The following is a 12,367-nucleotide window of genomic DNA, read 5'->3' on the forward strand; positions in this document are numbered from 1 at the left end:
CATACTCCTCTGTTGTTAACGACAAAACTATCATAGCACGGCTCAGGTTACAGCTACATGATCTACTCGCAGCTCCCCTTCAATATTGCCATGCTCTGCACTACCTGCTCTAACTGCACTACCACCTCAGCAAGCGCACTATCGATCTGCTCCGGCTGCCGTTTACAGGCCTCCTCTAGTTCGGCGGCCGCCGCTTGTAGCGACACCATTCCCAACATTCCCGCTGTCCCTTTGACGGTGTGCGCTAATCGGGTCGCCGCCTCCCTATCTTGTTGCCGCTGTTGTAAAAACTGCTCGTTAAACTGGCCATAACGGTCAACGAATTTATGTAGATTGCGCCGGTAGAGCGCCTCCTTCCCGCGCACGAGCGCCAATCCTGCGCTTAGATCGATCCCCGGCAGTGTCGGCGGCAGTGGCGATACCTCCGCAGCTTGAGCCTCTGCGCTCTGGCTCGGTAGTACGACCTGATTGCGCGGCGCGACAACAGCGCCATGCTCCGGCGAGCCGACCCGAATCCACCTTACCAAGGTGGTAAACAGCTCACCGATTTTAAACGGTTTAGAGATAAAGTCGTTCATCCCCGCCTGTAGCACCCTATCACGGTCACTACTCATCGCATTGGCCGTTAGGGCGATAATCGGTAGGCTCTGAAACCGCGCCTGCTCTCTAATCTTCCGCGTCGCCACATAGCCATCCATAATCGGCATTTGGCAATCCATCAACACCCCGTCAAAGGGGCCGTCACAGTTGAGTCTCTCCAGCGCCTCCTGACCATGGTTCGCCACCTCGATCCTCAAACCGCACTCTTCGAGCAGCTCGACCGCCAACTCTTGGTTAATCTCATTATCCTCCACTAGCAGCAGCCTAGCCCCCTGCAGTAGCGGCCGCATCTCGCTCAATGAGCGCTCGTCGTTCGACGCTCTCTCGCTCTCATGAGAGCGACCAAAAGCGGCTAGCACCACCCTAAGCAGCGCCTGCCGGAGCACCGGTTTAGAGAGAAAGCCATCCATGTGAAGACCACGCATCTTAAAGTGGATCATCTCCTGCTCATAGGCCGAGATCACCACAATTTTGGGTTTAGGATTAATCAGATCGAGTCGATGCACCTCTTTAACGACCTCGGTGCCATTCATTCCCGGCATCATCCAGTCGAGCAGCAGTAGCTGATAGGGATCCTCCCCTTGATTAATCTGCTGCAGCATGCGTAGCGCCTTCTCCCCCGACTCGACCCGCTCCACCCGACACCCGACCAGGGCTAAAATGGAGCTATTGACCAGACGGGTAGTCGGATTATCATCGACCACCAGTACCCGTAGCTGTTCAAACAGCGACAGATCGAGCGGCTCAAACTCATCGACCTGCCCCACCCGCTGTAGCCCCAACCAGACGGTTAGGGTAAAGTTACTGCCGATGCCAAACAGGGTATCGACCCGAATATCGCCCTGCATTAAGTTGGCTAGCCGTTGCGAAATCGCCAGCCCAAGACCGGTGCCGCCGAACTGGCGGGTAGTCGAGCTATCGGCTTGGCTAAACGACTCAAACAGCCGCTGCTGCTGCGCTTCAGTCATGCCGATACCGGTATCGCGCACCGAAAACTGCAGCTCGACCCGATCGACATCGCGCTCTTTAGCCGATACCGTAAACACCACCTCGCCCCCACTATCGGTAAACTTAATCGCGTTATTGCCTAAGTTAATTAAGATCTGCCCTAGTCGTAACGCATCGCCACAGAGGGCGGGCGGGACATCGCCTGCAATATTGAAAATCAGCTCCAGCCGCTTCTCCTGCGCCTTTAGGCCGATAAGATTAGCGACATTACTCATCACCTCATCAAGGGTAAAGTTGTGCTGCTCTAGCTCCATCTTACCCGCCTCGATTTTAGAGAAATCGAGAATATCATTAATAATTCCCAGTAGCCCTTCGGCGGAAAGGTGTACTTTTTGAATATAGTTGCGCTGCTTATCGGTTAATTTAGTCTGTAGCGCAAGATGAGACATCCCTAAAATCGCATTCATAGGCGTGCGAATTTCGTGGCTCATATTGGCTAAAAAGTTCGATTTAGCCTCAGTCGCCGCCTCGGCGGCCTCTTTCGCCTTAACGAGCGCCTGCTGCATCTGCTGCCGCTCGGTAATATCGGCCATACTACCCACCAGTCGAGTGGGGTTGCCACGACTATCGAACTGGACCACTTTGCCTCTATCCTGCACCCAAATGGTACGACCGGAGGCGGTCACCATGCGGTGCACGCTCTCATAGGGGCGATTATACTCGGCACTGTGGTCGATATTGGTAATCACCCGCTCCTGATCCTCAGGATGGAGGATGTTAACCAAAAAATCGAGCTGATGGCTCAAATACTCATCACCTAACTCCAGCATACGGCACCAAGTCTGATTATGGCGCACTGTTCCGGTCACCATATCCCAATCCCAGATTCCCTCACCGGTCGCCTCAAAAGCGAACTTAAGCTGCTCCTCACTTAGGCGCATCGCTCGCTCCATCTTAATGCGTTCGGTGATATCGACTAGCATGCCATCGATAGTCTTCCCCCCACCCTCACCCTGATTGATATGAGCGCTAATCTCAGTCCAGCACTCAACCCCATCACCACGGGTATAGGCCACTTCGGCACTATAGTCGCTTATCTCCCCCCGATTGAGCGCCTCCATAGCGTGGTAGGCCGCCATGACATGGTCACTATTCCAATCCACCACATCCATCCAGGGGTGACCGTTCATCTTCGCGACCGGTTTAGCGAACATCTGTTCGGCCCCCTCGCTAAAAAACTCGATCACACCATCGTCCGCCCGCACACTAAACAGCACCACCTTGCCGCCAATATCATCGACTAACTGCTGATATTTGCGCTGACTCTGATGCAGTTGCCGTTCGGCTGCCCGCTGCTCGGTAATATCGGTGCCGGAGGCGATAAGACCGCTCATAGCCTCATGCTCATCCATTAAATAGTTAATATGCCAAGCGATAAGACGCAACATCCCATTTGAGGCGACAAGATGGTTCTCAAAATAGTAGATAGGCTCGCTTTGAGCGGTAAAAATCGCCTCAAACTGCGGCCAAATCACCGTTCGCCCCTCGGGCTGCGGCAGGCAGGTCGTAAACCAGTTGCACCCGAGTAGCTGCTCACACTCTCTGCCCACGAGCTGGGCAACCGTCGGATTGATGAGCTCAATCTCTCCACGGTGGTTAATCACCAGTAGCAGGCTCTGAATGGTATTGAGATAGCGCTGCAGCTCCTCTCTTGCTCGCTGCGCCTCCGTTTTCGCCTGCAGCAGTGCGGTGGTGCGCTGCCCTACCCGCTGCTCTAGCTCATCACGATTTTGCAGCAAAATTCGGGTGGTGCGGCTATTTTGCAACATAATTAGCACGGTGTAGCCACCGGAACCGACAATCACAAACAGTAAAATAGCAATCAGCGCCACCCGAATGGCATGAAACGAGGCCATCGCCTCACTCACATCGATTTCAGTGGCGATGCCGATATCTAACTCGCTGTCCCAGTACCACCCCCCCACCACATTAACCCCACGGTAGTCCCGATACCCCGTAAGGTCGATACCACCCTGACCACTAGTCGCACTCGCAGCCATGCGGGTAAGCGGCCGCGAGTGCAGCTCCGATAGCGATAGCGATAGCGGTGTTTGCAGCAGATTCACCCCCGGATCGATCAACTTAACCGTCAAAATAGCGCTGTGATCCTGCAACAGCCCAGAGCGCTTTAGCTCGGCTAAAAAGCGACTCTCGGTCACCATCATCGCCTCACGATTGAACAGATAGGTCTCGCCGCTAGTGCCAAGACGCCCGTTCGCCATGAGGGTGCTTAAAGCCCCACTCGGCTCATAACAGTCGGCAAGTAGGGCGATAATCTGCCCCTGTCGGTTGCGCAGAGGCGTCAGAATAAACATCGCCCGACTATGACGCCTAGCCGGTTCCTCTGACAATAGGAAGAGCGGAGGTACCCAGAGGGTCTCACCGGCGAGGGCACGATTAAACAGCGCTAGCTGCTGCTCTGCAATCGGATTAACCACCCCTAACAGCGCCTCACGCATCGAGGCGATAGTGGTGCCGTCGGGCGCAATCACAAAAAAGCCCTTATGCCCACTCAAACTCTGTCGCAGGCTATAGAAGCGCCGCAGCTCTAATAGCGCCTCGCTGCGAAGGGGCGCCCACTGCTGATGGAGCGTTAGCTGCTGCTCGACCCAATCGACTAGCTCCCGATTTTCGGCCACATCCTGCAACCCGTGGCGGTGATCACTGACCCACTGTACCAGCGCGGAGTGTGCCGAATGGAGAACGGTGTGGAGCGATTTATCGATATCTTGCTCTACCTGAGCACGAATGAACTGCAACACCCACCCCGCCATGAGCGAGACTAGTACCACAAATAGCAGATTAAACAGCAGCGGCAGGCGCACACCGCTCACCTTAAAGGCATCGACAACATCGCGCTGGCTGCGTCCATCGAGCCAGCGAAACAGCAGTAACAGCGCCACGCCGCCCCCCATTAACCCTAGCAGTAGCAGGCTAAGGTTAGAAAAATCGGGTTTAGGCAGTTGCGTTAACGATACCGCCTGCCACTCCATTGCTAACACGACACGACTCACTAACAGCAGCAGTAATGTGAGTGTCAGATACCTCATGTTCAATAGGGCTACCGCTACCTAACGAGTGATACTAACAACCACGGTATTACCGTTGCCACGATACTCTAGCGTGTCAAAACTCATCTGCTTCGACATCGCGATACCGCGACCGTGGGGGTCAAACAGCCGACTCGGATCAAACTCAAGATACTTCTCCCAGTCGAACCCCTCCCCCTGATCCCGAATCGTGAACTGTACCCGCTCTTCGCTACGCTCGATTTCGACCTCAACTTGCCGTTCTGCATACTCTGGCAACCCTAAGCGCCGCTCAATTTCGTCAGTTAGGGTACTCTCTAGCACGAAGTGGGTCTTCTCCTGATAGCTAATCGCCAAATTACCGTGTTCAACCGCATTAATCAGTAGCTCTTGCAGTCCGATAATGCTCTTTTGTGGATGAGGGCACGCTTTAGCAAAGAACTGCGCTAGCATCTTCGCCTCCTCAATAGTGCGAAAATGGAACACCCCCTGTCTAAGATAGGCAAACGGCTTCTCGGCCTGTTCGACGCTTCGTTGCATCTGTACCATCTCGCGCTGCTGCTGTAGAGCAGCGCTCACAATCGACAGCAGTAGCTCTGGCTGAAACGGCTTGGTCAAATAGTAGTAGGCCCCCTCCTGCAACCCCTCGCGCACACTCTCTTCATCTCCGGAGGAGGTCTCCATAATCACCGGAATCGACTCAAAGCGTCTATCCTGTTTGAGCCGTTTTAGCAGTTCGATACCGTCCATGCGCGGCATTTCGCGATCTAGTAAGATGGTGTCAAAGCAGCCGCCCCGCTCTAGCAGCTCCCAGGCACGAAGGCCATCTTCAGCTAGCGTGACCTGATACCCTTCGCTCACTAGCGCATCTTCCAGAATATCGGCTAAAATCTCCTCATCTTCGACTAGCAGTAGTCTGGCATTTTGCTCACTCATGTCCACCTCAACCTAATAAAAATCGATCATTTTTTCAACAGCTCCCTACGATACCTCATCGGCATAGCGACTGTTCACACGCTCAATGTCGGGCAGCGCCTGCTCAAACAGCGCCACCACATCGGGATCAAACTGACTGCCGCTCTGGTCGAGAATAAACTCAACCGCCCGCTCTTTCGACCACGGCTCTTTATAGGGACGGCGACTAATTAACGCATCAAAGACATCGGCCACGGTGACAATTCGCACCTCCAGCAAAATCGACTCCCCCCTTAATCCGAACGGATAGCCATTACCATCCCAGCGCTCATGGTGGTGTAGGGCAATGGTGCGGGCTAACTGTAGTAGCGGCGAGTCGTTATCGCCAATAATCTGCGCCCCCATCAGTGAGTGGCTGCGCATGATCTCCCACTCTTGACTATCGAGCTTGCCGGGCTTGAGCAGAATCTGATCCGGAATACCGATCTTACCGACATCGTGCATCGGCGCAGCTTGGCGTAGTAGCTCGGCTCTCGCCTCATTAAAACCGGCTAGGCGAGCCATAATGGCGCTACTGTGGCTCATGCGCAGGACATGCATCCCGGTCTCGTTATCGCGATACTCGGCCGCCTGTCCTAAACGGCGAATAATCTCAAATCGAGTCTGCTCTAGCTCTGCGGTACGCTCCCGCACCTGCTGCTCCAGAGTGTGCTGATTGCGCAACATACGAATATGGTTGGCGATTCGTTGTAAAAATATCGCCGGACGAAACGGCTTGTGCAGATAGTCGATCGCACCAAGCTTTAGGCCAATCTCCTCGTTATCGCCATCGTGTAACGAGGTGAGGAAGACCACGGCAATATCCCAAGTGCTAGGATCATCTTTGAGTCGGCGGCAGGTTTGGTAACCATCCATGTTTGGCATCATCACATCGAGCAAAATCAGATCGGGGCGATACTCTTTTGCTATATCAATGGCATGATAACCACTTTTCGCCTTAAGAATAGTGTAGTCATCCTCCAATAGCGCTTCGATAATCTCCAGATTCTCTTCTGCATCATCCACAATCAAAATGGTGCCGTTCATAGATAGAGCCTCTTGCGGTTCATTTTATTAACCATCCTCGCTGCTATCTTCCGTCAGATTGCCAGTATAATCAACTCGCGATTGTTATTTTAGCTATATCATCGAACAGATAAATAGGGCACCGATTGGATCGCCTCAGGGGGGGGATTTAACCATGTTATTCGATTTTTATCAATTTTTTCCTATTTTTTTGCTCTGTGGCCACCCCTGCATTAACGCTAAATTCAGGGGCCGGAGGCCGGACGGCACCACCTTTCGACCACCTGCTGATCGACCCGCTTAACCGCTCGTGTATCGATCGGACAGCGGGGGGGAGAGCGCCATAACGCCTGCGGTAGGCACCAGATCTCCATGGGGGTCTCTCCGGCATAAAAGGAGAGGCAGGGCACGCTATAACGGTGGTTGGCGGTCGAGGTTAACTCCTGCTCCCGCTGACTCACCTCAATGCCGTGCTCTCGTAACCTTAACAGCACCGGCTCAGGGGGTTCACCGTAGATATGGAGCACGACAGCCGAGTCGGGTAGGACAACTTCTCGCACTAAGGCACCAGTTAGCTGCGGCTCAAACGGCTGCAGTAGCTGCATTAGCTTTAGCGCCTCACAACGCCGCTGCTGCAATCGCTGCGGGTGTTCTGGTTGAAACAGCGCCAAATAGTCGCGCAGAGCGCTCTCAATCTCCAGATTGGTCGGCTGTTGCGCCTTAGGAATGCGCTGTCCCCTTAGGACTCGATTGCGCGCCTGATGGTAGTCGGCAATCTGCTCCTCTGCCATGGTACGGGCGATTAGTTGCGCTAAAGGCTGCCGTCGAGGGGGGAGTTTTGCAAAGGTTTTACTCATTATCCCTCTGTTTTGACCCTATGGACAAGGATGGTAAACCGTCTAATCAGCCTCTTGTTCATCGCTGTTTAAAATAGCTCTTCTGTAATCACCTTATCCTGCTCGCTCGTATCGATGCGTGGCCGCCCGCCAACGCCGCCGATACGAGGAGGGGTCGGCTCAGTCCCTTTAATAAAAAACTCAAACATCGCCCCTTTCGCCCCCGGCGCAGCATACTCGCCACTCTGTTTATCGACCCTCACGGTAACAATATCGGTCGGCAGCGGCTGCGGTTGCGGTTCAAACCGCTGTAGCGCGACCGCCATATAGTCGATCCAAAGCGGTAGCGCCGCCCGGCCACCGGTCTCATGCCGCCCTAGCGTCGCGGGTTGGTCAAAGCCGACCCAAGCGGTGGTGACAACGCGGTCATTAAAACCGGAGAACCAAGCGTCGAGCTGATCGTTGGTCGTACCGGTCTTACCGGCAATATCGTCCCGTTTCAAGACCAGCGCTTTGCGTCCGGTACCCTGCTTGATCACATCGGCCATTATGGAGCGAATCACATAGAGATTCTGTTCACTAACGCTTCGTTGAGCGAAGGGTATCTCAGTATCAATCTCCCCCTGTTCGGTCAGCGGCAACAGCCCCTTCTGTTGGCACTCGATAATCCGCTCACAGGCGAGTGGTGGCCGACTCTGATAGACCACTTCACCGCTGCTGTTCTCAATCGTCGCGATATAGTAAGGGTCGATCACAAAGCCGCGATTGGCGATAGTCGCATAGCCGCGAAGCAGCTCTAGCGGCGTCATAGTAGCGCTACCGAGCGCTAGCGATAGTGAGCGAGGTAGCTTATCTGGGTTAAAACCGAATTTTGCTAGGTGGGCAATCGCGTTATTAATCCCCACCGCCTGCAACAGCCGAATCGAGACTAAGTTGCGAGAGTGGATCAGCGCCTCCCGTAGTCGAGTCGCCCCAAACGATTTACCGCTATAGTTCTGTGGCCGCCACGCCCCCTCCATATATTGGTCTTCAATCACTATCGGTGCATCGTTAATGATCGATGCGGCGGTAAAGCCGTGCTCTAGCGCCGCCGAGTAGATAAACGGTTTAATATTGGAGCCGGGCTGGCGCTCGGCCTGGGTGACGCGATTAAACTTGCTCTGATAAAAATCAAAGCCGCCACTTAGCGCCATCATAGCGCCGCTACCAGAATCGAGTGAGGCGAGGGCAGCGGCGGCATGGGGCAGATGGCGCAGGTGGGGCAGATTATCGCTATCAAACCAGAGTCTGACCACATCGCCAACCGCCACAATCTCGGCCGCCTGGTCTGGCTTTTTACCACGGCTATTGACATCTCTATAGCGCTGCGCCCACGCCATACCCGCCCACTCGACCGTTACCTCACTGCCATCTTTCAAAATAGCGCTAAAGCGCTGCGGCTCCACCCCGACCACAAGTGCCGGCATTAGATTCCCAATCGTCTCGAACGGCTCTAGCAGCTCTTGCCACTGCTGCAGCTGCGGTGCCTCAGAGGCCACTAGGGGTAACTGCTGCTCCGGCCCCCGATAGCCGTGGCGCACCTCGTACTCAAGCAGGCCATTTCGTAACGCCGCTGTCGCTGCCCGCTGCAGTTGGCTATCGATAGTGGTCGTGACCTTAAAGCCGCGCTCCTCTACCTGTTCTCCATACATTCGCAACAGCTCTTGGCGCACCATTTCAGCGACGAAGGGGGCTTTAAGCTCAGTTTGAACCAGATGAACACTGGCGGTAATAGGGGCAGCAACCGCCTCATCATAGGCGCTGTTATCGATCATACCTAGCTCTAACATCCGCCCAAGTACCCAGTTACGCCGTGCAAGCGCTCGATCTGGGTTGGCAATCGGGTTATTGGCCGATGGCGCTTTGGGCAGACCCGCCAGCATCGCATATTGGGCTAGCGTTAGCGCCTCTAACGGCTGATCATAGTAGATAGAGGCCGCCGCCCCCACCCCATAGGCCCGCTTACCTAGATAGATTTTATTGAGATAGAGCTCGATAATCTCCTCTTTCGACAGCTCCCGCTCTATCTTTAGCGATAACATCATCTCTTTAATTTTGCGGGTGTAGGTCTTCTCACGGCTTAAAAAAAAGTTTCGCGCGACCTGCATGGTGATGGTGCTCGCCCCTTGTCGCTTCTCGCCGGTACGAATTAGCTCAATCGCCGCCCGTGCCAATCCGGTTGGATCGACCCCTTGGTGCTCAAAAAAACGGCTATCCTCGGCCGCCAAAAAGGCATCGATCAGCCTCTGCGGTAGCTCGGCGTAGGTCATCGGAATCCGTTTAATCACCCCATACTCGGCCATTAACAGCCCATCGGCGGAGTAGATTCGTAGCGGCTCTGCCATCTGCACATCTTTTAACAGCTCAATTGATGGCAACTGCGGCTCAAAGTAGCGCCAAGAGGCATAGACAATCGCCGCTGTAGCGAACAGAGCTAGCAACGAAACCCAAAGAAAAAAGCGAAGCAGTAGCGACATAGAGATATTTTGCAAAAAAAGGTAGTCAATGAGTGGTCATAACGGCCAATTATACCCAATTTAGGGGCCAATAACCGACGCCTCGACAAGAAATTCTCTATTCAACCGATCCCACCACGGCACTTATCGCCACGAAGTGGTGGTGCCAATTTTAGACACTCGCACAATCTACTTGCGCCAGAGCGCATAAATTGGGTATGTTGCGCAGCTTCTTGGCCATCCCCCCTAATAACCCCTGACCATTTACCACAAGAGGAGCTCAACAGTCATGCCTGGCACATTCATCGAACTAAAAACAGCGCTAGATCCCCTGTCGGCCTATGTTGTCGGGCCGGAGGAGTCGAAACGCGCCCTGCTGATTCTGCATGAGTGGTGGGGAGTTAAACCACACAATCGCAAGCTAGCCGACCATTTTGCCACCATGGGCTATCGGGTAATGATAGCCGATCTGTTTGATGGTCGAGTCACCGATAGCAGCGAAGAGGCGAGCCTCTGGATGCGCGAACTCAACGAGCAGCAAGATGAGGTCGATGAGAAGCTCGCTACCGCTATCGACTATCTCCACCAAGAGGGTCAGCGGCGGGTCGCCACCTACGGCTGTTCGATGGGGGGGCGGCAATCTCTGATAGCCTCACTCAATAACCCCGACAAGGTCGATGCCACCGTCATGGTCTTCTGCCGTATGGAGAGCAATCCCGACAGATTAACTCCCCTACAGAGCCCTGTGCTGGTGGTCTATGCTGAGCAGGAGAGTAACTGGCCTGAAAAGCAGCAGCTATTTGAGGCGGCGATGGCCAAGGCAGGTAAAACCACCGAAGCTATCAGCTACGATGCCGCCCACGGCTTTACCAACCCCGAAAGCTCGCGCTACGATAGCGGGGCCGATGCGGCCCACCTCAAAGTCGTCGAGGCGTTTTTGGCTCGCCACCTAAGCTAACCCGCTTCGCCGCTTCGCTTAGTCATGGCCGCTTCCCCCTCTCCGCTGCAGGTCGCGCTTGCGGATGATGAGCCATTAGCACGGGAGCGGCTGGCGCGACTTTTGGCCACCTTCGAGTCGGTAGAGCTAGTCGCCAGCCTAGGTCGCGGCGCAGAGCTGTTGGCTCTACTCAAGAGACAGAGTCTCGATCTGCTGCTGCTCGACATTCGGATGCCGGGTATCGATGGGGTAGCGCTAGCAGAGCAGCTACAGCGGCTCGATCACCCTCCACTGATTATCTTTGTCACCGCCTACAGCGAATACGCACTAGAGGCGTTTGAAGTGAGCGCTCTGGACTATCTGTTAAAACCGGTGCGAATAGAGCGGCTACAACAGGCGCTCGATAAGGCTCGCAAGGTGCTACAGCTCCCCACAGACCAGAGCGCATCCCTCCCATCGATTATGGTCGAGTCGCAGGGGGTGTTACAGAGAATACCTCTCAATCAGATCGCCTGCTTTATCGCCGCCGGTAAATATACCGTTGCGATTAGCGACAGCGGCGAGACCATTTTGAGCCAGTCGCTAAAACAGTTAGAGCAGCAGTTAGGTTCGGCGGTGCTGCGCATCCACCGTAATGCGCTGATAGTCGCCCGCTCACTCGCGGCGATTGAGACTCTCGATGAGGGGACTCATCGGGTACGACTGCACCACTTTCCACTCGATGAGTCGCAGCTCCCCCTCATTAGTCGTCGCCATTTAAGTCGCGTCAGGGCGCAGGTAGCCCAGTTAGCACTCTGAATATCAAAGAGGGCATCCGGGGGGCCTTGTTCATCGTTTCGCCATTTTTTACCCCCACCCCAACCCTCCCCCGCTGGGGGAGGGGAGCTAATAACCTCCCCTCACGAACATCAACCGTAAAGGCCGGAGCCTGAAACGAGGCCTCCAGCAGAGACGGCAGCGGAAGACCCCCTGCCAGCTTTATCAATCCCATATACTTGCTCTATGTTGTGGGTATCGTAAAATGATTTCCAGTCATATTTTCCTATATTACGCTCAAAATCATTCCACAAGTTTTGATCGACTGAATCAAGATTCAAATACTGCTCAAGCTCCTCTAAAGTTTCTTTAGCAAACTCATAAAACTGCGCAAATCCAGTCGGCAACCCATGCCATAAATCAAAGCCATTTCCTATGATATATAATGTGCTCATTACTAATCTAGGCGAGCAGCTTCAGCAGCAATATGCCCGGCCAAGGAAGTAACAAAGGTCTTTATTCCAGTCATTTTTGACATTTCAGAAAAATCGCCAGTTTTGGCCGCTCCCCTTGGTGAAGCAAGAATTGATGCCGTGGTATAAAGCTGTTCTTTTGTTAGCTTTTGACACAATAGATCATATCTTTCAAGATAAGATGCCCCCTTAAACTCTTCGAAGACTTCAAAATGTGGTGAGCTATCTCGAACAGGCCCTGAGTGTCAAGATA

General features: G+C 54.0%; 8 protein-coding genes and 1 pseudogene. 2 read left to right on the forward strand and 7 right to left on the reverse strand.

What is annotated here, in order from left to right:
• Positions 1–62: 62 nt before the first annotated feature.
• From D5085_05470 to D5085_05490, 5 genes are all read right to left on the reverse strand, one after another.
• Complete coding sequence (locus D5085_05470) at positions 63–4,658, reverse strand: response regulator (GenBank protein QEP42630.1); 4,596 nt, start codon at positions 4,656–4,658, stop codon at positions 63–65.
• Positions 4,659–4,679: 21 nt separating this feature from the next.
• Positions 4,680–5,573: a response regulator gene (locus D5085_05475; GenBank protein QEP42631.1), complete on the reverse strand. Its 894-nt coding sequence runs from the start codon at positions 5,571–5,573 to the stop codon at positions 4,680–4,682.
• Positions 5,574–5,618: 45 nt separating this feature from the next.
• Entirely contained in the window at positions 5,619–6,638 is a 1,020-nt protein-coding gene (locus tag D5085_05480; protein QEP42632.1) for a response regulator, read from the reverse strand.
• Between the two features lie 224 nt (positions 6,639–6,862).
• Complete coding sequence (locus tag D5085_05485) at positions 6,863–7,474, reverse strand: hypothetical protein (protein QEP42633.1); 612 nt, start codon at positions 7,472–7,474, stop codon at positions 6,863–6,865.
• Positions 7,475–7,542: 68 nt separating this feature from the next.
• A complete protein-coding gene (locus D5085_05490; protein ID QEP42634.1) occupies positions 7,543–9,969 on the reverse strand; it encodes a penicillin-binding protein 1A in 2,427 nt (808 codons plus the stop codon).
• Positions 9,970–10,237: 268 nt separating this feature from the next.
• Here D5085_05490 and D5085_05495 point away from each other — a divergent pair, with 268 nt between their 5' ends.
• Both D5085_05495 and D5085_05500 read left to right on the forward strand, forming a co-directional pair.
• The gene (locus D5085_05495) at positions 10,238–10,906 is read left to right on the forward strand and encodes a dienelactone hydrolase family protein (protein QEP42635.1); all 669 of its coding nucleotides are present in this window, start codon (positions 10,238–10,240) and stop codon (positions 10,904–10,906) included.
• Between the two features lie 24 nt (positions 10,907–10,930).
• On the forward strand, positions 10,931–11,683 hold the full coding sequence (locus tag D5085_05500) for a DNA-binding response regulator (GenBank protein QEP42636.1): 753 nt from the start codon (positions 10,931–10,933) through the stop codon (positions 11,681–11,683).
• A 110-nt stretch (positions 11,684–11,793) separates the two neighbouring features.
• On the opposite strand, the gene D5085_05505 is transcribed toward D5085_05500, so the two are convergent.
• Positions 11,794–12,096, reverse strand: coding sequence for a hypothetical protein (locus tag D5085_05505; protein QEP42637.1), 303 nt, complete (start codon positions 12,094–12,096; stop codon positions 11,794–11,796).
• A 2-nt stretch (positions 12,097–12,098) separates the two neighbouring features.
• Positions 12,099–12,350, reverse strand: a pseudogene (locus D5085_05510) (restriction endonuclease).
• Positions 12,351–12,367 lie beyond the last annotated feature (17 nt).

This window comes from Ectothiorhodospiraceae bacterium BW-2 (genome assembly GCA_008375315.1).
In the GTDB taxonomy this organism is placed as follows: domain Bacteria; phylum Pseudomonadota; class Gammaproteobacteria; order Thiohalomonadales; family Thiohalomonadaceae; genus BW-2.